Below are 20387 nucleotides of genomic sequence, written 5' to 3' on the forward strand. Positions count from 1 at the left end.
GGACTGGGTCGGGTGGGGGAAGTGGTTAGTCCCGGTTCACGTGGTGGAGCGCAAGGACCAGGACGATTTCGTGATGCCGAGGGCGGTCTGGTAGAGACGGAACCGTTGGACGTCGCCGGTCCCTGCTGGCGCCCAGAGGTGCTGCAGGTCTCGGATGCACCGCTCGACCGGCTCGGCCGCACGTAGTGATCGAGCCCCGAAGATCTCGGCTGCGAGGCGAGCGGAGTGAATGCCGAGGTCGATGGCAACGTGCTTGCAGTTGATCAGCTCCGCATCACAATCGGCGCCGGAATCCAGTAGCCATGCCGCGTGGTAGACGGTTTGGCGCGCAGTGAGCAGGTTCGACTGCAGCTGCCCTAATCGTTGCTGGACCGTCTCGTGACCGCGCAGGCGTGGGTGCCCCCGTACGTAGGACACCGTGGCGGCCAGCAGCTCGTGGTGGAGCCCAATCGAGACAGCGGCGATATCGAGGCGTCCGTGCACGATGGAGGCTAGGTAGGCTGCGGTGAGTCCGTCGCCCTGCTTACCCAGACGGGAAGACGAGGGAACATGAACGGACCGGAAGCTCATATCGCCGAAGCTGAACCCGCGCAGTCCTGACGCCGGCTGGTGCGGCATGAGCGTGAGACCGTCGGCGTCTGCGTCAACGAGGAACGCGCTGAGCTGGCGGTCGCCGGTGCGAGCGACGACAGCGTGGACATCGGCGATGTGCGAGTTTCCGACGTAGCACTTTTGCCCAGTGAGGACGTAGGCGTTTCCGTCGCGGGTGGCGGTGGTATCCATTCCGAGAACGTGGCCACCGGATCGGGGTTCGGTGACGGCAATGGTCGCCAGCACCTTGCCGCTGGTTAGTTTCGGAAGCCACTCCTGCCGCTGTGCAGGACTCCCCAGGTACAGGAACATCGCCACTGGGATATCGCTGGCTTGGGCAGCGGCGGCGGCGGCGCCGGAGACGCGGGCGAGTTGGTCGATGATGATGACGCGACTGCGGTGATCCATCCCGGCCCCGCCGTAGCGCGCGGGAATGGTAGCGCCGATCCAGCCACGACGGGCGATCAAGCGTACGAGGTCGTCGTTGACCTCAGCGGAGGACTCCAGTTGGGCGATTCGAGGTCGGACGTGTTCCAGGGCGAACTCGGCGACCTCACTGAGGAGCGCGTGGTGGCGGGGGACCAAGAAGTCGCGGTCGATGTGCTCGGCTCGGTCAGCATGCCTGCGGCTGCTCAACATCAGCACTCCCGTTCCAGTGGGTTGGACGAGCTTCATGGGGCGACGGACAGGTCGCCCTGACCTCACGGGCACTAGGTGCGGTCATCGAGGATCAACTGGGTCACTTCGCGTGCCTTGTCCTTGATGAACGCGGTGGCGTTCCGGTCGTAGGGACGGGTGTCGCGCGCGGTGACGCACACAGTGCCGAGTGCGACGCCGCTGTCGGGATCGAGCAGTGGGGCACCGAGGTACGACCGAATGTCGAGCACCATGGCTGCCTCGTTGGATGCGAAGCGAACCATCGCGAAGACATCGGGCAGAGTGAGTGCCTTGCGACGTGAGATCACGTGGGGGCACCAGCCGGTGTCCAGGCTCATCACGCGCGATGGGGCGGTGTGCTGTTGTCGAAGCGCGGCCGTGGCATCGCCACTGGGACCCGCGGACAGGTGCATCCCCGCGAAATACTGGTGATCACTAGCGAGGATGTTGACCATGGCATCGGGTAGGGACCCATTGACGAGCTCGGCAGCGCCGCGGGCGAGCTCGGCCGCGAAGGCGTCCAGGCGTGGCTGAGGTTGGTCGTGCGAGAGCCCGAGTTCGGCCAGGCGCCGCTTGCGGAGAGGGGCGTCCGGGTCGTTTCGCAACGGGTTGGACTGCTGTGCGAGTCGGAAGTCGAGGATTTGCTGGTCCTGTTGCTGGGTCATCGTGGCTCTCCCAACGGCGAGGTGGACAGGGTGTGTCGAGCACGGGCGTGGAGGTGTTCGACGAGCCCGATCAGCACGTCGACGACTGACCCGCGGTGGCGTGCATCGCAGAACAGCAGCGGTACCTGTGGTGGCAACGCGAGGGCGCGCGCAGTTCCTGGTTGTCGTAGATGTAGGCGTCGTCGAAGACGTTGATCGCGATTAGGAACGGGATCTCTCGCGTCTCGAAGAAGGTGATTGCGTCGAAGCAGTCGTCGAGTTTGCGGACGTCGGCGAGCACCACGGCGCCGATCGCGCCACGTGTGAGTTCAGTCCATAACGGCCAGAACCGTCGTTGTCCCGGTGTCCCGAACAGGTAGAGCACCAGCCCCTGGTTGGTGTGGAAGGTGATCCGGCCGAAGTCGGCGGCGACCGTCGTGGTGGTCTTGGCGCGCACCCCGGTGAGGTCGTCGGTACCGACGCTGGCGGTGGTGAGGAGTTCCTCGGTGCGGACCGGGCGAATTTCCGAGCACGATCCGATGAAGGTGGTTTTGCCGACGCCGAACCCGCCGGCGACCACAAGCTTCACCGACATCGGGATCGCCTCAGAGTCGTCTGAGCCCACGCAGGACCTCCTCGAGAGTGTGCAGATCAGGTGCGTCTTCCGGGGTGGCACGCAGACACACGGCGGAGTGCGCCAGCAAGTCCGTGACGAGGACCTTCGCCAACGGCACGGGCAGGTCGAGTTGCGCCGCGAGTTCAGCGATGGAAGCCGGACGCTCACACAGGCCCAGAGCTTGACCGTGTTCGGCCCGGATTTCCGTGGGCGAGATTTGGCCAGTAGCCAGCACCGTGGAGTCGACGCGGAGTCGAGGATCCACGGCGGTGCGGCCACGGGTGATCAGGTACGGACGTATCCGCAGCTCGAAGTCGTCCTCGTCGCGCATCCTCACTGGGCCAGTGAAGTGCTGCTGTTGCGAGGCTCGGTCTGCCACCAGGAAGCGACTCGGTCACCCAGCTGTTTGAGGGCTGTTGCCAGAACCAGGGGCGTGCATCGATCGTCAGCGACGGCCAGCAGCAGCCCGCGTTCGGCGGGCTGAGTGAGCATCGCGTGCAGCCCTGAAGTCGAGCCGACCACCTCAAAGTTCAGGTAGGTCAGGTCGGTGACGGGCTCGTCGGTGACCGACTCGGTGGGCACCTGCATTGCCGAGGCCCGCATGGAGCTGGCCAACGCGGCCTCGCGCTCAGCGGCTTCGCGCGTGAGGCCGCTGAAGTGCCTGTACAACCCGTCGGTGGATGCGTGCACGATTGAGCGGACGCCGAGCGTCGTGGCGCGGAGGTCGTCGAGGAGATAGGTCAAATCAGGGGCGTTCGCTGAAGTCATCGACGGATCCTTGTGGTCGGGACGGGAAGAACGGGTGTCGAGCCTCGTTCGGAGACGACGAGGTAGGTGAATGGCCGGTCAGTGTCGTGCTGACCTGGCCAATGGCCTCGGGATCGAACGAGTTCCGTAACGTCGGTGCGGCCTGCGGTTGCGGTAGGGCATCGGCGTGATGACCCGGAACCCTTTGAGGCAACGGTGGTTTCGGCTCATTGGGTGTCCTCTTTGCTGCCCACGTACCGGGGTTGTGGTTGGGCAGTTGAGGCAGAGTCGACTCCGTGGCTGCTGAAGTGGGTGTTCGCGCGGGCAAGAAGCTCTGCTCGGGTAGGAGCTCCCCGGCGAGGTGACGAGGTGCGCTCCGCTGGGGCTGAGCCGGCGGCACGTTGGCGGCTGCCGGCTTCGCTGGTGGCAGGGCAGTGGCTTGGGCGGGTTGCACCAGCCATTGCTGGGGGACGACGACCACCGCGTCGGTGCCGCCGAACTGGTTGGGCTCCAACGAGGCGTGAAACGCTCGTCGCTGGGCAACCAAACCTACGACCGCGAGCCCGTATTGGCCGTCGGCGAGTACCTTGCCCACCTGTACCGCGCCGCGGAGGACCGCGTTGAAACGGGCGAATTCCTCCTCGGTCCGCGGCGCAATGCCGTGATCGCTGATGGTGATTTTCACCCCGGCCGGGATGAGTCGAGCCTTCACCAGGGCCGGTTCACCGTCGGGGTCGGAGGCCCAGGTGGCGTTATCGATGAGTTCGGCCAGCACATGACGCAGATCGCCATGTGCTGCGGGCGCGATCGCGACCTCGTCGATGCGGGTGGTGTCGACCTGGGTGTAGCGGGTGATTTCCGAGATGGCTGCCCGAACCAGTGCCCGCAGCGGCACCGGTTCCCGCGCGCGGCGGTGCACGGGACGACCGCCCAGTACCTCCAGGGTTTCGGCTAGCCGCAAGGCCTGGATCACCAGGTGATCGCTGCGGAACAGCGCGTGGAGCAACTCAGGGTCTTCGACCTCGTGCTCCAGGCTGTCAATCTCATTGACCAGCCGAAGCAGCAAGGACTGCAACCGGGCGGCCAGCGGCAACCACATCTCGGCGCTGGGCTCACTCGGCCTAGGCTCCTCGTCCTGGTCCGCGTCCTGCTCGTCGGACTCGGCGTCGGAAACGGGGGAGCCAAGCTGGTCGCCGCTCGGCAGCACGACGAGTGCCCCGATAGCTGCCGCGACGATGGATGTCGCGAGCACGACGATGGCGAGAACGGGCAGTCGAATGCCAGTGGCGCTGCAGATGACGGCGGCCACCCCGAGAAGAGCTGAAAGGACGACAAGCACGATGGCCGGCCCGCGTGTCGCTGAACCGTGAGCGCGCAGCGGCGCGTGCGCCATGACACCCCCTAGAACAGGTCGAGGCCTCAACGCGGCGGGTACGCCGCGTGCAATCGGGCACAGCTCGACCGGTGAGATCAGATTCGGCGGTGAGTACAGACCGACTCACAGCAGTCCGCAACGTGCCAGGGGGAGGAAACAGGGAGGGAATGCATCCGGCTGAATCATCTGACCGGCTGCGACAGCAGCCTGAGGATCACCCGGACAGCGCAGCGATCGATCGAGCTGGTGAGCGTCCTGCTCTGGGCGCCGCGCCTGCCAACTCAGCCTACGGGTACCAAGCAAGGCGTCGTTTCTCGAAAGTGTTCCGGGGTTGGTATTACTGATGCATGGTTCGTCGTCGTCGACACGATCTCGCCGAGCGCCGAAAAAGCCGCGGGTACACGCGCGAGTCTCTGGCTGCCGAGCTCGGGGTCAGCCCGGACGCCGTACGTGACTGGGAACGCGCGAAGTGGGACCCGGCAGCGCATCGCCGCCGCGCGCTCGCCCAAGCGCTGGGCTGGACGCTGGACCAGCTTGAAGAAGCCCTCGAGGTCGGCGACCTCGACCAAGGCCAGCGGTCAGCGCCGGCAAATGAGCGGGTCTGGGCACGCAACGTCGACCCCGACCACGTGCTCAGCTACTTCGGCGAGCAGTGGCACGCCCTGGTCAAAGCCGACAACGTCGTAGGCCCCTCCCACGCCCTGCAAGGTGTCGAGCAAAACATCCCGTTGTTGACCACGTTGATCGATCACGGTCCTGAACCCGCTCGACAGCGGGCACAGCGTCTGGCGGCCCAGTATGCGGAGTCGGCCTCGTGGCTTCATGAAGACCTGGGTAATCAGACGACCGCGCGGCACTGGGCAGAGCAAGCCCTGCATCTGGCAAGAGCTGGCGGTGATCGTGACCTCGTGACGTGGACGCACTACCGACGGGCGCAACAAATCCTCCCAGCGACCAGTAGCCGAGCGGCACCGCAGACCGCGCACCGGGTGCTCGAACGCCTCGCTCGCGCCCACGACGAGGGCCAACCACAGTCATCGATGCGCGCCGCACTGGACACCCAGCACGCGCTCGCGCTGGCCGCCCTCGGGCACGAAACCTCCGCGCATCGGATGCTCGACCGTGCTCACAACTACGCCGAAGACCACGACGCCGGCGACGCACGCTCCGGACACGGCGCCTTCGCTTCGACCAACTGGGTGGGGCTGCAGCGTGCGTGGTGCTGGACGATCGCGGGACGCCCCAAGAGAGCCGCGGCGCTGTTCGACACGGGCCTGCACCAGCTGCCGAGCGTGTATCAGCGAGACCGGGCAGCCCACCTCGTCCGATACGCGATTACCCTGCAGCAGGCAGGGCTGATCGACGCTGCCGCTCACCAGGCGCACACCGCATGGGATTTGGCCCGCGCTGTCAATTCCGGACGCTGCGCTGCCGAGATCCGCGCGGTGGCCGACTCCCTTCGCCCGCACAGGCGAGTCCCCGAGGTCGCCGAGCTCCTCGCCGCCCTCACCGAGACAGGAGATGCATGAGGCTCACCGAACTCGCCGCGATGCGTCAAGCCCTCACTCTGGCCGCGCTGCGCACCGGGGCAACCAGCCCCAACCCGCCGGTGGGCTGTGTCATCCTCGACCCCTCTGGCGAAGTGCTCGCCGCCGGGTTCCACGGCCGCAAGGGGGAACCTCACGCCGAGGTCAACGCGCTGCGAGCAGCTGGCGCACGAGCGCACGGAGCAACCGCGGTCGTCACGCTAGAACCCTGCTGCCACGTCGGAGTGACACCAGCGTGCCATCAGGCCTTGATCGACGCGGGAGTCGCCCGTGTCGTCGTCGCGCTGGAAGACCCCACATCACGTGGACAGGGTGGTATCGCGCTCCTACGACAAGCCGGAATCGACGTCGTCGTCGGAACTGGCGAGCAGGAAGCCGAGCTGCTCCTGCACCCGTGGCTGCACAGCCTCGCCGAAGGCCGCCCCTACCTGATCTGGGCCGCCGGCACCGATTCCCGTAGCAGCGAACGGCTACGGGAGTTCGCAGCACCACAGGTCGACATCGTCGTCGACCACGGCGAAGTAACCGAAGCCATCCCCGGCCGCCACCACCCCGACGTTCTGCGCACCCCAGCAGAACCGCTCCCGAACACACCCGACGAGGCCATCGCGGTCCTCAGCTCGACCGGCGCCCGGCGAGTCCTCATCCTCGGCGGAGAAGCTGACCCCGCTGTCGCTTCGCTGGTCACAGGAGGATGGATCGACCGGATCCTGACACACACCCGCGACCTCGCAACCCCCTCGCTTGACGGGCGTACTGCGGGAATCATCGATCTACCGGCCGGTTGGATGCTGACGGGCCTGCACCCGGTGGGCGATGGGGTCATCGCCGACCACCGTCCGGAGGGCCTCTCCACGACCGCGGCCCAAGAGCTGCGGTGAGATGTCGCCATGCCCTGCAGGTGCCGAATTGCGACGCGGTGTCTCAAGGGCAGGCGATCACGCCCGATGGGCCGGTCGAGTGAACATGTCGGCAGCACTGGACCAGGCGGGCGCCGTGAGCCAACCCAACTCCCTCCCCCTTTCCTCCCTCCCGACGTTGCAACGGCTGCGGAATGGATCTGTACTCACCCAGCGCTCGCCTACATGGCAACTGGACTGGGGAGACCGATTTGCGGACGTCAACCGGGAAAGGGACGACTGTGCAGAACTTCTTCACGCGGCACGAAACGGCGACGTGGCCGGAGCCGGAGCGGCTGCACATCTACCTTCGGAGCAACACCGAGCTCCAGACCGTCGCGGTGCGCTACCAGGAGACGCTGCGACGAAGCGGGGTGGCCGCCGAGCACCACCTGGGTCTGCAGGAACCGCAGTTCGTGCACTTCACCGTGCAGATGTTGTCGCTGTACCGACGGCAGGTCACACAGCCCACGCTCGACGAGCTCATCGCTCGACTTGAAGCCGATCTGGCCAAGGTGACACCGTTCGCACTCACCGTGGGGCCACCGCAAGCGTCGATGCACGCGGTGGAGTTCTGGGTGGATCCACGTGCGGACCAGGCCTGGGCCGGTCTCGTCGGCACCGTGCGCAGTGCCGTCTCCAGCGTGCTCGGCCTGGATGCGATGCCACCAGTGGCATCGAACGGCCGACCCCACGCGAGTCTGGGCTACGGGTACGGAGACGGCGACAGCGGCGTGATCATGTCCACGCTCAAGGAGGCTTCGCCGCGGCCCGGCTTCGTCGAGGTCCCCGTGCGGGAACTGGAGCTCGTCTCGGTGACCCAACACCCGCGTCGAGGCGAGTTCACCTGGGCCACGCTGGCCGTGCTTCCGGTCGGCACCGACTCCTGAGCGCGACCGACGCTGCGGTGCGGGGCGAGCAGGCTGGCCTAGAGCCCGATGATTGTCGGTGTCCTCCGGCACAGTGACCAAAGACGCGCTCCCGACAGGCGTTGCACCACAAGCTCGATGGTCCCTCCGTGTACTCCAGCGAGACGCTGAACGGTGCGCGCGGGTGGGGCGTAACTGGGCTCGCGGTGGGGTCGGCGGTGCAGCAGCGAACGTTCTGGGTGGAGACGGGGAGTTGCATGCTGGGGATCAAGAACGGGTACCTGCGCGCGTCGGGGACGGCCGTGGACGGTGCCTTGATTGGTGTCGAGAATTTGGAACCGCCACGGTGGGCGGATGTCGACCAGCAGGTCGCCGGCGCGGGGTTGTGGCAGACGGTCCGTGAGTTGCCGATGGCGGCGAGGCTCGTGATCGGGCTGTCATTTCAGGCTTCACCCGGCCGGACCGTGTTGGCAGGCGTGGTCCAGTTAGGGGCAGGCTGTGCGTCGGCGTTCGGCCTGTTCGCCACGGCCGGAGTACTGACACAACTGCTCACGGCCGGACCCACCCCGGAAAGGGTCGTCGCCTCTCTACCCGCCATTGCGGCTGTAGTGGCAGCTTTCGCGCTGCGCGGACTGTTGGACAGCGCGGTGTCGGCGGTGCAGGGAGTGCTGATGCCCTTGGTTCGCCGCGCGGCCCAAGACCGCCTCAACTCTGCGGTCGCCGAGGTCGAATTGCTGGCCTGGGAAGACTCCGACTTCCAAGAGCTCGCCCGACAAGGCGGGTATCAAGGTGTACAGGCCGTGGAGTCCAGCGTGCGCAGCATCGCCTCGATTTCCTCGGCGCTGGTGTCGCTCGCAGCTGCGCTGACCACGGCGTCACTGCTCAACCCGTGGTTGTTGCCCGCGCTACTATTGCCCACAGCAGCCGAAGCGTGGGCCTCGATGCGCGCAGCGAAGCAGGGCTACGTCAACTTCCTAAGCCTCGTAACCCGGCGTCTGCGGCTGCACGTCGTGGAGAACCTGCTGGTCGCACGCGATGTGGGTACCGAACGCACCGCGCTGAACCTGCAGGATGCGCTGTTGAGCGAACACCGGCGCATCGCCGACCAAGTCACCGAGGAAGCGATCCGCGCCGAACACCGGCAGACCTGGACTCGGTTGATCGGACGCACGCTGGCAGGCACCGGAACTGGCTTGGCCTACTGCGTGCTCGGCGCGCTCCTCTACGCCGGGGCGATGCCACTGGCCATCGCCGGCGCCGCCGTCATCGCGATGCGGGCCGCGGCGAGTTCGTTGTCCACCACGATGGTGTCGGTCAACCGCCTCTACGAGCACTCCTTCTATCTGCGGTTCTACACCCAACTGCTCGCCGAGTCGCAGCGACGTCGCAGGCCGGCGAGCACACTGCTCGCTCCCCAGAACCCTGCGACCATCCGGCTTGAGCGTGTGTCGTTTACCTATCCCGATGCCGACAAGCCCGCGTTGATCGATATCGACCTGACTTTCCGCCGGGGCGAGGTCGTGGCGCTGGTCGGCGAGAATGGATCGGGCAAGACCACTCTGGGAAAACTCATCACCGGGCTGTATCCGCCCAGCGAGGGACGAGTGTTGTGGGACGAGGTCGATCTGACGACCGTGGACGCCCACAGCGTGTACGAGCAGGTCGCTCTGATCGACCAGGATCCCGCTCGGTGGCCCATGACAGCCGACACCAACATCCGCATCGGAAACCTCGCGGTCCCCGAGCCCTTCGGCGAGACCTGGGAGACCGCCTTGCGCGAATCCGGCGCCGATGAGGTCCTGGATAAGCTTCCGCACGGTCCGAGCACGATCCTGTCGCGTCAGTTCCGGGGAGGCCATGAGCTATCCGGCGGCTCGTGGCAACGACTCAGCGTCGGTCGCGGAATCTTCCGCGACCACGCCACCGTGCTGATCGCCGACGAACCCACTGCAGCCCTCGACGCGAAGGCCGAATCGCGGGTCTTCGCAGGCCTGCAACGCGCGACTCGCGATGCCCACAACGACGACCACCGCACGACCGTGCTGGTCACGCACCGGCTGGCCAACATCCGCCACGCCCACCGCATCGTCGTCATGGATTCAGGACGCGTCGCTGAAACCGGCACACACGAGGAACTGATCCGGGCCAACGGCCTGTACCGCGAACTGTTCACCATCCAGGCACGCGCATACGCCGAGCGCTCCTGCCACAAGTGCAGCGCGGAACCAGGCGACACGCGCAGCGGATGAAGGGCTGTCGGGGTGGGCGCAGCTACTTCAGACCTGCGGTCAACTCGGCTTCGAGATCCCAGGCATGTTGCATGTGCCCGTCACCGAACCGGCGGAGATGCATATGCTGCGGGGTCCGCTTCTGCGGATGCTGTTGGGTCCAAGTGAACACCGCGGCGGGAAGCAACGTGGTCGGGGCATACCGGGACAGACCGACGTTGAGGTGCGCCGTGATCCGCCAGCTGACTGTCTTGGTTGCCATGTGCATCCGGACCGTGCCATCACCCCACACCATCGCCGCGTACCCGTTGCCGACCCGCTCGGTGGTGGCGGTGGCCAGCCATTCGTCGGCCTCGGCGGTAGTGGTACTGGACGACGCAGCGCGCAGCACGATATCGGCGTTGGACCGCCGGTTTCGTTCCGCGCGGGTATGGAACTCGTGGTCGGCATGAGCAACCAGAATTGCCGGTTCGCTCCACCACGGCCCACGGTCGCCGACAGGAAGCTCGACGACCGTGGCGTCTCCGGAATCTAGGTCCTGACCGGGGGAGGAGTGCCACAGCACGCAGTGCTCAGCGAGACCACCTTCGGCCAATGGAGAGGGCCATTCTGTCTCCCTGCTTTCACTGACAGGACCAGGGCGGCTGTGTGGATCCGGTTCAACGGCGTGGAGCACAACTGGGATATCGCCGACCGTGAGATGTACGACGTTCGAATCGTCACGGAGACGTGTGGAGACGAGAACGGGAAGATCCGGCTTTGCGGACTCGGCCAGCACCGAGGCGATAGCTGCGGCCGTCGGTCCTGACATCCACGACACCCTTGCGCGGCCGCGTTGATCAAGATCGAACGCGCTGCGGGTTGCCGCGCTCAACGGCCCGTAGGTGTGCCCCACGCTGTTCGCGATCCACCCAAGCACGCGCTCCCGGTCGGCTGACATGTGCCGCAGTCTAGAACAGCGAGAAAGCCAGTGTCCCGGCTTTGACCTGACCAGGATCGTCGGGTTTGTGCGCAGTGAGGCGGCCCCTGCAATCAGCGTCGTCACGAGTCGGTGTGAGTTGCGACCGCGTGGAGGAAGCGACGCGCGGCCCGTCGGCTGGTCAGTACGACCACTTCCCCGGTTGCGTGCTCGGTAAGCAGTTGCCGCACCTTGGGGCGCGTGGTCTTGCGGAATCGGAGGATGTAGCTGATGAACCCCCAGCTCAGCCTCCCACGGAGATGACGTGACAAGTCATCGGCACCGCGGTGTTGCTGGCGTCGCCGGAGGACGCCCCACAAGCAAACAACAGGGTGGATATCCAGCAATATGACCAGGTCAGCGGCCGCCAGTCGGATCGGCATCGTTGACGCGTAGTTGCCATCGATGATCCAACGAGGCTCGGCGACAAGACGTTGTTGCACGGCCACGAACTCGTCGTGACTCACAGGACGCCACTCTTGATCGTAGTAGAGCATGTCGAGATGAGTGACGGGCAAGTTCAGGCGCGTGCCAAGCTGGCGAGCCACGGCGGATTTGCCAGCTCCACCACACCCACAGATCGCAACCTTGCGCACGTGCCTCACCCGTACCCGATTGGATCGCACCTCTAGTATGCCCAGCGTGGCTGTCGGACGATCAACAGGAGTGAACATGCCAGGGACACTCCGGGATCGAGTCGCTACTTTCGAATGGCCCACCCAAATTCAATGAAGCAGACCCTACGGCCGCACGATATCAAGTATCGTCGTGGCATGAGTTCAGAGCGACTGTGGCCGGCCTCCCTGCCTGTTCAGGAGCACTTGCGGCGAGTGCGGGAATGGGGTGGACCTCAGGTATGGTTGGACGCAATCGACAGAGCCGATGAGATCCTCACCCCCAAGTGGGAAGGTAAAGGCTCTAACGGGTGGAATATTCAGGATGCCGCACCCGGTATTGCTTTGATGATTTACCTAATCGTTCGAGGGAATCCATCGTACCGGGTCGCCGATGTATCCGAGGAAAAAATCGTCGATGCGTTCCCGACGATGTCTCTCGAGTCCTGGACGCGGATCCATTTGGAAGATTTATTCGCTGACGCGTTGCGCTATTGGGGGCATGAAGTCGACGTGTCGTTCAGCACAGATCCGGTTGTGCGGGTGTGGCACGATGTGCTGCTCCGCGTTGACCAGCCGCCGACTGAGGGCGACATTGAAACAGGCGATGTCCGTGTCGGTACCGTCCTTGATACAGGGGTGCGGGCTATCGTATGCGAGCTTCGCAGTCCCGGGTCCTGGCTATCGCCCTGTCGGGGAACAGCGGAGAACCCCTGACGGGTCCAGGGGCTCAATGAGCGAGGAGTCGGATGAGAATCGTCGAAGTAGAAGCGCAGTGTGCCACGGCCAAAAGGTGGGCGTCAGTGGCGGGCTCGGCACTCGTCGAACAACGATGGGTGCCGACGGAACTGGACCGGCACATCGCGGCTGAATTTTCTCAGCTGAAGATGCCGTCGAACACCCTCCCTCCCCATGATGACGAGCCGCAGTGGTGGCGCATGACCCGCATCGCAATGTGGCCGGCCGCGATCCGACTTGCCATGCTCGCGGGACAATGGCAACTGCCGGATCAAATTGTTGACCCCGTGCCGGATGATGCAGTCGATCTGCCCAAGTTCCTCGCGGGCCTGTATCCACCTGGTGAAGTAGTCGAGCGCTGGCTGCAGATTGTCAACAGCCAGCCTTGGAACCTCACCGCACGTGAAGCCGACCAGTGGCTGGAGGAACGGATCCCAGGCTGCGAGGAAGGTCTCGCAGTGGTCGAAAAGACCTACTTCGCGATCGGCCCCACCTTCAGCGCGATCGCCACAGGCGACGTCTCCTATTAGTGGACGGTTGCTCCAATAGGGATGTGCCACACGCGCCCAGATCAACGGGATTCGGCTGGTGCATCCAAAGCCGAAAAACCGTTGAGGACCACGTGAGTATCTGAGTTAAGGTATGAAAGTAAGGCCTGTCGTGTCGTTGGCACGAAGAGGTGAGGGATTTGACCTGTAGGGCACCAGATTACGTCAGAGTGTTTATGGGGTTCGGCGTTAACAGCGTCGCCCGTCCAAGTTTGGGTGGCAAAGGTCAGCGCTAGGAACCCTTCCGGTGCTGCTACTCCCCACGCTCCGTGAATAGCTCCTGTTAAGGAGAGTGAGTCCGAAGTGACGATCAATCCGGTTTCCTCGCGGAGTTCACGTACCGCCGTAGCTACGATCGGCTCGGCCGCATGTGCTTTGCCAATGGGAAGGTCAAAGTGTGACGGGGCGAATTTCGCTTCCGGGCCACGCTGGATGAGGAGAACCTGGTTCGCAGTGACGTCATGGACAATCACAGCTGCCACGAGCAATGGGTGCGCGTCGGTCTCTGCGATGGGTGGCGCGTCGTTCTTGGCCATATTGAACTCCCCGTTTGTCGTTCTTCTGGTTTTGGGTCTTGGAGGTCGGTGCAAGTGCGAAGGGCTCGAACTGCCGATGGCAATCTGCCACAGGCCTCCGACAGCGAGTGATGTTTGTGGCCCCGAGTGGCCACATTGGACGAATCGGCGCGGTCTGGTCCGGAACTCAGGGGGCCTCGTGTCGGTCGCCCTCACCCGGTGGACCCCGTCGTAAGGTGATCCCGTCGGCGGCGCTGAAGACGCTGGACGGGACGCCGCTCGTCCCAGCACCGCCGCCGACACGACTCGCGGAATAACGCCCGGTCGGCTACGCCGGGTACAAGAACGCCCCCGGATCTCCCCGTGTTACTCGCTTCGCGGGGGAGGTCCGGGGGCGTTCCGTATGCGGGTGCCCTGTCCGATCAGGAACGGCGTTCGACCCACTCGACGGAGGTCGGGCGTTGACGCGTCGAAACAGCTTCACGAATCGCCTGCTGCACCTCATCGCTGGGTAGCATCGAGCGCGCCGGAATTCCGGTGACCGTGTCGCCGAGCGCGAAGTACGAATGCGACGACTCATCGTCGCCGTGTGCTGGCATGTACCGGCCGCCCAGGTCTTCCCACAGCAGGAACCCGCGCTCCTCGGTGTCGAGACCGAACCACAACATCGGTGGGCTGTCCGTGCGGAGACGAACATCTGTCTCGTCATCGGCGAGAAACAGACGCCAGGAACGGGGGCGATCCTCCGGCGTCATCTTCGCTAGGACATCGTCGGCGTCCATGCCTGGGGTCACGTAGATTTCGCCGGTGTTCGTTTTCGGCGCGGGGTACTCGGTCACGTCGTCTGCGTCAATCCACGCGATGCACGTTGGACGCTGTCCGGTGCGAGCGAACTCACGCACGGCATCGAGCACGGTTTCAAGTGGAAGGTCGACCCCGTCCGCGTTGCGGAAGACTCCAGTTTCGTACCCGGTCGGCGAGAAGTATTCAACCCAATGGCTGAACTCGCCGCTCGTCGGCACACACGATTCCGATTCGCCGGACCACAGCAGAGTGCCGACCTCGCCCCGGATACCTACGTACAGTTCATCAACGGACTCGAAGATATCCATGCTCCGGCGCACAGGGAATCGCCAGGCGAACCCGGTTTTGTCGTGCTTGCTGGTCTGCCCGCCGACCTCTCGAAGCTCCGAAACAACATCCTCGACGGGTGTTCCCTCGGCAAACACGATCTCCTCGGCTTGCAGTAGGTTTACAGTAATGGTCACGCTTTCCCCCTGTAGGTGTGGGAATAGGGCTTACCCTGCTGTGTTGTGCCGTGGACGGTCAAGGTGTGTCCCTTCGGCAAGAACCGCTCAAGTGCTTGGTGGCACCCTGGCGACCGATGATGCGGTTGGGATCCACACGGAACGTGGTTAATCACGACCTCGCTCTGTTGCTGCCCGCGCTGGATCATCATCGCCGCAACCTTCATCTCCACGTGCCTGCTAAAGAACTTCGCCGTATCCGCCTTGACGCCAAGTCGTTGCATTCGCTCTTCAACATAGGGCGACCACGTGCCGTCGGCACCGGAAGTGAACTGATCGGCTAGAGACCCGTTGACAAATCCGTACGTCTTTTCCCCCTGCTGACCTTCGCGCACCCGGCGCGGCATCATGTCGGCTACCCATGCCGCTTCCGCTGGGTACTGGCTCCCGTCAGAGGAGGTCACCGGGGGCGGCTGTTTCGGTGGTGCTGGCGACGCGTCGCCTTGGTCGCCGCCTCCGCCGGGGGCGGCACCGGACGGCGCCGCCCCTTCCAAGTCCCGGATGTAGCGCTCGACCACCTCGACCGCCGCCCCGACCTGCTGCCACACTGCCCGCAGCTCGTCGGCCGTGGTCCCGTGGTTGGCCAGCACGTCCAGCGCCTTCGCGTCGGCGGTGCCCGTCAACCACCACTTAAGCACTGAACCGCGCTGGTCCCACTGGTCCAACGCCGCCGACACGTCGGCCCGCGCCGCCTGAGCCTGGCTCACAGCCTGGCGAAGGGCGGACAGGACCTCTTCGAGCGCGCTCACAGCCGCGAAGCGTAGCCCTCTGCGGCCGTGATACTCGCATCCACGATTCCCTGAACCCCGTCGAGGGACTGGAGTGCTTCCGCGAGCCCGCCGGACGCCGCTCGCACCTCCTCCTGCGTGGTGCCTTCCGTGAGCTGCCTTAACGAGCCCTGCGCCACTTCGAGCTTCGTTTTCGCCTGCTGAATCGCTGCGTACGCTTCCCGCCCGTGCTCACTCGCGAGGGCGATCCCAGCGCGGATCTCTTCAACTCCGGACATGATCACTCACCGATCCAATCGTGGTTTCCGGTACCGGTCACAGGTTTTGGGTGTAGGACTGGAGCGCGAGGATCACTCGGTTCTCGTAACCGCAGAGATCCCCGGCCTGCGCCCTGCCTTCGCTGAGCTCGCGTAACGCCTCGTTGATGTTGCCGCCCGCGTCGTAGGTGCCGTACGTGAGCGTCTGCACCCGCAAGAAAATCCGCTCGAACGCATCCTCAATTTGCGCCGCGGGTCCGACGATTTCGTCCAGCATTTGTTTCTCTATCGAGTTCAATTGGGCCTTGAGCTCTTCAACGTTCACGAACTGCGACCTTCGTTGTTGTGGTGTGGTTGGTTTTCAGATTCGCCGGAGCCCGGCAAGGACCTCACGCAGCAGCTCGAGCGTCACGGGCCGGTACGAACCCCACTGCGGAGCGGCCTTCCGTGCGTCGGACTCCGCGACCGAGTCCCGACTCGGTGCACTTGCTGCATCCCAGATGGTCCGGTTCCCCCGCCGCACTACGGGGATGCTTGGAACGGTCACGTCGAGCAGATCCGCCGCGTCGGCATGGTCGTTCGGGATCTCTCCGGCCCACGCCAGAGAGGCGCCGGGCCGAGGCGCCACGAGCTCCGGCGGACTCACGGCGTCGCCGCTGAGCAGGGAGCGGGCACGCTCGCCTGATCCATCGGCGAGGCGGCGTCAGCGTCCAAGCCCACGCCGTTGATCCCCATGAGCCAGCCGAACAGCAGGGCGAGCAACAGCACCCCGAGGTACTTCCCCGGAGAGAACCCCGTCTTGTGCGTGATCTCAGACGGCATACTGCACTTCCTTCCCCCGGTAGACGAAATGGATCCGGCCCGCCCTTCCCAGTTAGCGAACGCACACTCCCGGGAAGGGCAGGCCGTGCCGCCGTCGGCGCGGTTGGGGGTCGTTACGCCGACGACGGAGTCAGGGCCCGGCCGACGGCGTCACCGCCGACCAGGCGATCCCGCCGGCTGACAGGGCGCGTCAGTCGGCCGACGGGACGTCTCGTCGGGTGGGTAGTAGGGCGCTGCCGAGACCGCACAAACCGCGGCCGTGGCCAACGCGAACACCGCGAATAGAAGCGCCTCGATCACGCAACGACCTCCGCGCTGTGCTGGTGTTCCATGCGCCTTAGAAGGTCCGCACGCCCTTCGATGTTGTTCGCGGCGTCGACGATCAGCGAATACCGCTCGTCGTCGTATGCCTCGACGGTGTCGGCGTAGGCGTTGAGTCGGCGCGCCGCCTCCTCAAGCAAAGCCACGCCCGCGAGGAATTCGTTCGTCATCTCAGCCACTGGGCACACCCCTCGCACACCGGGTATCCACCCCGGCCGGGCAGGGGCGTGCCAATGCCGCCGCAGAGCCCGACCACGTGAGTCCGGTCGTCGACCTTGCCCATGACCGCGTCGGGCGTGACCAGATGCACGAAGGGACCCCGCCAAGACATCGCGTAGCGCTGAACGGCGGACACTCTGACGGGTTCCGCCTCGATCACTCGTGTGGGCCGTTCGTCACGCTCGACTGGCTCGACGTTGCTCGACAGGATGAACACGCCCCAACACGCCAGGCACGGGCTGCTGCTGAACGCCTCGACCTCCTTGACGTCGTCCGGCGAGATCGAGTTCGTCCCGCAGACCGACACCCATTTGTCGGTGCCCTCGACGACCTCGTATGCGTGCACTTCCGTCGGACCATCGGCTGACGGGTCGCCGGTCACGGCACGGTGGCGAGCCCGAGCAAGAACCATGCGCATGGTCGATTCCTTCGAGTTGGAACGGGGGCCGTCGGCCGGAGACAAGCGCTCGCGGTCGCCTGCTCCGGCCGACGGAATGACCCGCCCGGCGTCGTCGTGGGGGTCGGTAACACCGGGCGAGGCCCCGTGCGGCGCCGCGTACTCGGGGGATCGGCCTCCCACGCGGGACCGGAACGCGGCGGCGATCAAGGGCGCTCGCCGCAATCGGCGCTCACTGAATCGCGACCGCACGGGGTCGAGGTCTAGTTGCGGGGCGCTCACCTGCGGACCTCCCGCCACCAAGCGGAATCGCGCACGGCGTCGAGGACCGAGCCGGCGAACAGAGTTCCGGCAAAGATCAACAGCGCCGTGATGGTGACTAGGTCTGTCATGGGGCACCCCCTTCGAGTGGCGGCGGCGGAACGTTCCTACCAACGACCGGTCACGTCAGGAACAATGACACGAGGAACGTTCCTATAGCAATCGGTCCCGGGAAAGTCCTAGGCTTGATACACCCGATCGGACGAGAACGTTCCGATGGCAACCGGGCGTGACAGACTGTGCGCCGGTCATGATCGAGTGGAGGTCTCATGTCGACAGGTGGGCGCGCTACCACGCGACGCGGTCCGTCCGTGCGCCGACGGCAACTCGGCGCGATGCTCCGGCAGCTCCGCAACGACGCGGGCAAGACCCGCGACGACGCCGCCGACTGGCTCGAAGTGCAAGCGCCGACCGTGAGCAAGATCGAGCTCGGCAAACAAGCGATCAAGCCGCCGTCCGTTCGGCTGCTATGCACGCTCTACGGCGCTGACGCTGGGACCACGAACACGCTCGTCGAACTCGCCCGCGCCGCGAACCAGCGGGGTTGGTGGACGCAATACCGCGAGACCACACCGGAATACTTTCTGTCATTCGTTGGGCAGGAGGCGGATGCGGCGACCATTTGGTCTTATCAATCCGAGTGGGTTCCGGGGCAGCTGCAAACGGCCGCCTATGTCGAGGCGAGCACCCGAGCACTTAAGCCGGATTTGTCGGAGGAGCAACTTGCGCAGCGAGTTGAATTCCGAATGAAGCGGCAAGAGGAAGTCAATCGAGATGACCCGCCGGAAATGAAGTACTTCCTCAATGAGTCGATCCTCCGGCGCCCCGTCGGCGGTGCCGACGTCATGCGCGAACAGCTCGAACGACTCGTTGAGGCGTCCCGCGCCGACCATGTGTCGATCCGGGTCGTCCCATTCGCGGCCGGAGCGCACACCGGGATGTTCGGGTCGTTTGTCATGTTGCAGTTTCCGGACGAGGACGTTCCCGGCTTCGTGTACGTGGAGAACCTGCAGGGTGCCGTCTACCAGGACACGCCCGCCGATGTCGAGGCTTATACGGTGGGGTTGTCCCAGCTGGACGCGGTAGCGCTCGACCAGGAGGGCTCGCGAGCGATGATCGCCAACGCGGCCGGGGCACTGTGAAGCGAGAGAGAAAGGCAGGGGCGCTATGCCCAACCCCAACCAGCAATTCACCGGGTGGCGGAAGTCCTCCCGGAGCAACCCGAACGCCGAGTGCGTCGAGGTCGGGTTCAACCCGGATGGCACGGTGACGGGCATCCGCGACACCAAGCAGGCGGGCAACCCGAACCGGGACACCCTCGCCGTTTCCCGTGCAGCGTGGGCAAGTTTCGTCGACGCCGTCCGGCGCGGCGACCTGCCCGACTGATCCACATCGGGTAGTAGCCGCCCGAGACACGAGCCCCCGTCGCCGCCGGCGGCGACGGGGGCTCGTCTACTGACAGGACTGAAAGGACTGACTGACTCTGGCTCAGGAGATCTCCGAGTTGTCAGCTTCTTAAGCTTCCTCTAGAAGGCCCCGCATCCGGGGAGCCCACCCCACCACCGCACGCATGCGGCCGTTGTATGCGTCGTCGCGGGCCATGATCTGGGACAACTCGTCGGGTTCGGTGCCGTCGGCGAGTCTCATTCGGTGTTCAATCACCCTCAGTAGGTCGCGGGTGACGAGCTCGTGCGGCTTCCTGTCGTAGGAGTGCTCGTCCTGGAAGTTGAAGGATCCACGCAGTCCCTCCCACTCCCGCCTGGTTACCGGAAGCAACAGGTTATCGTTGGGGTTCTGGGCGTTGCGAATCGATTCGCTCGCAGTGAAGTACCCACTCAGCTCCCATAGCACATCCCACTCGTGTGCGGTGGCTGGTGGGCGATCCAGACCGCGTGTCAGACGCTCGGTCATCTCCTGCTGCAGGGATGAGCTGGCGGTGATCGTGTGGTACAGCGCCCCGGCCCAAAGCCTGCCGATGTCGTCGACCAACTGGTCGAGGCCCGGGAACTCGTCAAGTAGTTCTGCGAACTCTGCAGGCCAAGGCTCACCCGCATGTTCTCCCCTGCCCGGGAGCGGGAATTGGTGGGTCAGGCACTCGACACCCGACTCGTTATACCGCTGGCGCAAGTTCGCTTCGAACGCCTCTGGGGTGATCGATGGATGCGCGAAGACCTCTCCGGAGCGATACCACACGACCAGCATCTGATTCACGCTCACGACCCGCGTCGGCCGTCGGGGTCGTGGAGATCCCGGACCTCGTCGGCTTCCATTAGAGTGAAGGGCCATCGACAAGTGTGAATTTGACCATCGGGGAGTGCCGCATTGAAATTTCCACCCCCGTGACAATAACTGATTCACCACGCTCCGTCGGGCGGAATTGATGTGCCCTGCGCTCTGTCTGGTCTCCGGAATGTGGAGGGAGCAGCATCCGTCTGGGCAGGCTCGCCCTAGCGGGCTGAGACTAGAATG

General features: G+C 64.9%; 24 protein-coding genes and 1 pseudogene. 8 read left to right on the forward strand and 17 right to left on the reverse strand.

The features are described from left to right. Positions 1-36: 36 nt before the first annotated feature. From REH65_RS31390 to REH65_RS31415, 6 genes and pseudogenes are all read right to left on the reverse strand, one after another. A complete protein-coding gene (locus REH65_RS31390) occupies positions 37-1230 on the reverse strand; it encodes an acyl-CoA dehydrogenase family protein (protein WP_406690355.1) in 1194 nt (397 codons plus the stop codon). Positions 1231-1301: 71 nt separating this feature from the next. Next, positions 1302-1913 carry a GAF domain-containing protein gene (locus REH65_RS31395; protein WP_406690356.1) on the reverse strand — a complete coding sequence of 204 codons (612 nt, stop codon included), beginning with the start codon at positions 1911-1913 and terminating at the stop codon, positions 1302-1304. After that, a pseudogene (locus tag REH65_RS31400) lies at positions 1910-2487 on the reverse strand (GTP-binding protein). The gene REH65_RS31395 and the pseudogene REH65_RS31400 overlap by 4 nt, the downstream one beginning before the upstream one ends. Before the next feature lie 10 nt (positions 2488-2497). Then, positions 2498-2839, reverse strand: coding sequence for a DUF742 domain-containing protein (locus REH65_RS31405; protein WP_406690357.1), 342 nt, complete (start codon positions 2837-2839; stop codon positions 2498-2500). Positions 2840-2841: 2 nt separating this feature from the next. Further along, positions 2842-3276 (reverse strand): hypothetical protein, encoded by a 435-nt coding sequence (locus REH65_RS31410; protein WP_406690358.1) that lies wholly within the window; start codon positions 3274-3276, stop codon positions 2842-2844. Continuing rightward, on the reverse strand, positions 3254-4648 hold the full coding sequence (locus REH65_RS31415) for a hypothetical protein (RefSeq protein WP_406690359.1): 1395 nt from the start codon (positions 4646-4648) through the stop codon (positions 3254-3256). Before REH65_RS31415 ends, REH65_RS31410 begins: the two co-directional genes overlap by 23 nt. Before the next feature lie 329 nt (positions 4649-4977). Here REH65_RS31415 and REH65_RS31420 point away from each other — a divergent pair, with 329 nt between their 5' ends. The 4 genes from REH65_RS31420 to REH65_RS31435 all read left to right on the forward strand — a co-directional run bounded on the left by REH65_RS31420 (position 4978) and on the right by REH65_RS31435 (position 10194). Next, positions 4978-6159, forward strand: a complete 1182-nt coding sequence (locus tag REH65_RS31420; protein WP_406690360.1) for a helix-turn-helix transcriptional regulator — start codon at positions 4978-4980, stop codon at positions 6157-6159. Further along, a complete protein-coding gene (ribD, locus tag REH65_RS31425; RefSeq protein WP_406690361.1) occupies positions 6156-7058 on the forward strand; it encodes a bifunctional diaminohydroxyphosphoribosylaminopyrimidine deaminase/5-amino-6-(5-phosphoribosylamino)uracil reductase RibD in 903 nt (300 codons plus the stop codon). The genes REH65_RS31420 and ribD overlap by 4 nt, the downstream gene beginning before the upstream one ends. Positions 7059-7318: 260 nt before the next feature. After that, on the forward strand, positions 7319-7966 hold the full coding sequence (locus REH65_RS31430) for a hypothetical protein (RefSeq protein ID WP_406690362.1): 648 nt from the start codon (positions 7319-7321) through the stop codon (positions 7964-7966). A 236-nt stretch (positions 7967-8202) separates the two neighbouring features. Further along, positions 8203-10194, forward strand: a complete 1992-nt coding sequence (locus REH65_RS31435) for an ABC transporter ATP-binding protein (protein WP_406690363.1) — start codon at positions 8203-8205, stop codon at positions 10192-10194. 22 nt (positions 10195-10216) lie between these two features. Here REH65_RS31435 and REH65_RS31440 read toward each other — a convergent pair whose 3' ends face one another. Together REH65_RS31440 and REH65_RS31445 are read right to left on the reverse strand one after the other, a co-directional pair. Next, complete coding sequence (locus REH65_RS31440) at positions 10217-11113, reverse strand: hypothetical protein (protein ID WP_406690364.1); 897 nt, start codon at positions 11111-11113, stop codon at positions 10217-10219. Between the two features lie 101 nt (positions 11114-11214). Next, positions 11215-11727: a DNA topology modulation protein FlaR gene (locus REH65_RS31445; protein WP_406690365.1), complete on the reverse strand. Its 513-nt coding sequence runs from the start codon at positions 11725-11727 to the stop codon at positions 11215-11217. Between the two features lie 264 nt (positions 11728-11991). Here REH65_RS31445 and REH65_RS31450 point away from each other — a divergent pair, with 264 nt between their 5' ends. Beyond that, complete coding sequence (locus REH65_RS31450) at positions 11992-12462, forward strand: hypothetical protein (RefSeq protein ID WP_406690366.1); 471 nt, start codon at positions 11992-11994, stop codon at positions 12460-12462. A 32-nt stretch (positions 12463-12494) separates the two neighbouring features. Then, positions 12495-13013, forward strand: coding sequence for a hypothetical protein (locus REH65_RS31455; protein WP_406690367.1), 519 nt, complete (start codon positions 12495-12497; stop codon positions 13011-13013). A gap of 41 nt (positions 13014-13054) precedes the next feature. On the opposite strand, the gene REH65_RS31460 is transcribed toward REH65_RS31455, so the two are convergent. From REH65_RS31460 to REH65_RS31495, 8 genes are all read right to left on the reverse strand, one after another. Then, positions 13055-13567, reverse strand: coding sequence for an NUDIX domain-containing protein (locus REH65_RS31460; RefSeq protein ID WP_406690368.1), 513 nt, complete (start codon positions 13565-13567; stop codon positions 13055-13057). Between the two features lie 401 nt (positions 13568-13968). Continuing rightward, positions 13969-14814 carry an Imm1 family immunity protein gene (locus tag REH65_RS31465; protein WP_406690369.1) on the reverse strand — a complete coding sequence of 282 codons (846 nt, stop codon included), beginning with the start codon at positions 14812-14814 and terminating at the stop codon, positions 13969-13971. Further along, a complete protein-coding gene (locus tag REH65_RS31470; RefSeq protein ID WP_406690370.1) occupies positions 14811-15602 on the reverse strand; it encodes a DddA-like double-stranded DNA deaminase toxin in 792 nt (263 codons plus the stop codon). Before REH65_RS31470 ends, REH65_RS31465 begins: the two co-directional genes overlap by 4 nt. Continuing rightward, positions 15599-15859, reverse strand: a complete 261-nt coding sequence (locus REH65_RS31475; RefSeq protein ID WP_406690371.1) for a hypothetical protein — start codon at positions 15857-15859, stop codon at positions 15599-15601. The genes REH65_RS31470 and REH65_RS31475 overlap by 4 nt, the downstream gene beginning before the upstream one ends. Positions 15860-15896: 37 nt before the next feature. Beyond that, positions 15897-16163: a hypothetical protein gene (locus REH65_RS31480; RefSeq protein WP_406690372.1), complete on the reverse strand. Its 267-nt coding sequence runs from the start codon at positions 16161-16163 to the stop codon at positions 15897-15899. A gap of 317 nt (positions 16164-16480) precedes the next feature. Continuing rightward, on the reverse strand, positions 16481-16660 hold the full coding sequence (locus REH65_RS31485) for a hypothetical protein (protein ID WP_406690373.1): 180 nt from the start codon (positions 16658-16660) through the stop codon (positions 16481-16483). Between the two features lie 296 nt (positions 16661-16956). Further along, positions 16957-17160 (reverse strand): hypothetical protein, encoded by a 204-nt coding sequence (locus REH65_RS31490; RefSeq protein ID WP_406690374.1) that lies wholly within the window; start codon positions 17158-17160, stop codon positions 16957-16959. Beyond that, positions 17148-17807 (reverse strand): hypothetical protein, encoded by a 660-nt coding sequence (locus REH65_RS31495; protein ID WP_406690375.1) that lies wholly within the window; start codon positions 17805-17807, stop codon positions 17148-17150. Before REH65_RS31495 ends, REH65_RS31490 begins: the two co-directional genes overlap by 13 nt. A gap of 446 nt (positions 17808-18253) precedes the next feature. Here REH65_RS31495 and REH65_RS31500 point away from each other — a divergent pair, with 446 nt between their 5' ends. Further along, positions 18254-19060, forward strand: coding sequence for a helix-turn-helix domain-containing protein (locus REH65_RS31500; protein WP_406690376.1), 807 nt, complete (start codon positions 18254-18256; stop codon positions 19058-19060). A gap of 25 nt (positions 19061-19085) precedes the next feature. Next, positions 19086-19304 (forward strand): DUF397 domain-containing protein, encoded by a 219-nt coding sequence (locus tag REH65_RS31505; RefSeq protein WP_406690377.1) that lies wholly within the window; start codon positions 19086-19088, stop codon positions 19302-19304. A 129-nt stretch (positions 19305-19433) separates the two neighbouring features. On the opposite strand, the gene REH65_RS31510 is transcribed toward REH65_RS31505, so the two are convergent. Then, entirely contained in the window at positions 19434-20120 is a 687-nt protein-coding gene (locus tag REH65_RS31510; RefSeq protein WP_406690378.1) for a hypothetical protein, read from the reverse strand. Between the last annotated feature and the right edge of the window lie 267 nt (positions 20121-20387).

This window comes from Saccharopolyspora sp. ID03-671, assembly GCF_045278815.1.
Taxonomy (GTDB): domain Bacteria; phylum Actinomycetota; class Actinomycetes; order Mycobacteriales; family Pseudonocardiaceae; genus Saccharopolyspora; species Saccharopolyspora ipomoeae.

Bases quoted from the DNA above. Each gene is read 5' to 3' on its own strand.
- REH65_RS31390 (WP_406690355.1), bottom strand. From the start codon at position 1,230: ATGTTGAGCAGCCGCAGGCATGCTGACCGAGCCGAGCACATCGACCGC.
- REH65_RS31395 (WP_406690356.1), bottom strand. From the start codon at position 1,913: ATGACCCAGCAACAGGACCAGCAAATCCTCGACTTCCGACTCGCACAG.
- REH65_RS31405 (WP_406690357.1), bottom strand. From the start codon at position 2,839: ATGCGCGACGAGGACGACTTCGAGCTGCGGATACGTCCGTACCTGATC.
- REH65_RS31410 (WP_406690358.1), bottom strand. From the start codon at position 3,276: ATGACTTCAGCGAACGCCCCTGATTTGACCTATCTCCTCGACGACCTC.
- REH65_RS31415 (WP_406690359.1), bottom strand. From the start codon at position 4,648: ATGGCGCACGCGCCGCTGCGCGCTCACGGTTCAGCGACACGCGGGCCG.
- REH65_RS31420 (WP_406690360.1), top strand. From the start codon at position 4,978: ATGGTTCGTCGTCGTCGACACGATCTCGCCGAGCGCCGAAAAAGCCGC.
- ribD (WP_406690361.1), top strand. From the start codon at position 6,156: ATGAGGCTCACCGAACTCGCCGCGATGCGTCAAGCCCTCACTCTGGCC.
- REH65_RS31435 (WP_406690363.1), top strand. From the start codon at position 8,203: ATGCTGGGGATCAAGAACGGGTACCTGCGCGCGTCGGGGACGGCCGTG.
- REH65_RS31440 (WP_406690364.1), bottom strand. From the start codon at position 11,113: ATGTCAGCCGACCGGGAGCGCGTGCTTGGGTGGATCGCGAACAGCGTG.
- REH65_RS31455 (WP_406690367.1), top strand. From the start codon at position 12,495: ATGAGAATCGTCGAAGTAGAAGCGCAGTGTGCCACGGCCAAAAGGTGG.
- REH65_RS31460 (WP_406690368.1), bottom strand. From the start codon at position 13,567: ATGGCCAAGAACGACGCGCCACCCATCGCAGAGACCGACGCGCACCCA.
- REH65_RS31475 (WP_406690371.1), bottom strand. From the start codon at position 15,859: ATGTCCGGAGTTGAAGAGATCCGCGCTGGGATCGCCCTCGCGAGTGAG.
- REH65_RS31485 (WP_406690373.1), bottom strand. From the start codon at position 16,660: ATGCCGTCTGAGATCACGCACAAGACGGGGTTCTCTCCGGGGAAGTAC.
- REH65_RS31500 (WP_406690376.1), top strand. From the start codon at position 18,254: ATGCTCCGGCAGCTCCGCAACGACGCGGGCAAGACCCGCGACGACGCC.
- REH65_RS31505 (WP_406690377.1), top strand. From the start codon at position 19,086: ATGCCCAACCCCAACCAGCAATTCACCGGGTGGCGGAAGTCCTCCCGG.
- REH65_RS31510 (WP_406690378.1), bottom strand. From the start codon at position 20,120: ATGCTGGTCGTGTGGTATCGCTCCGGAGAGGTCTTCGCGCATCCATCG.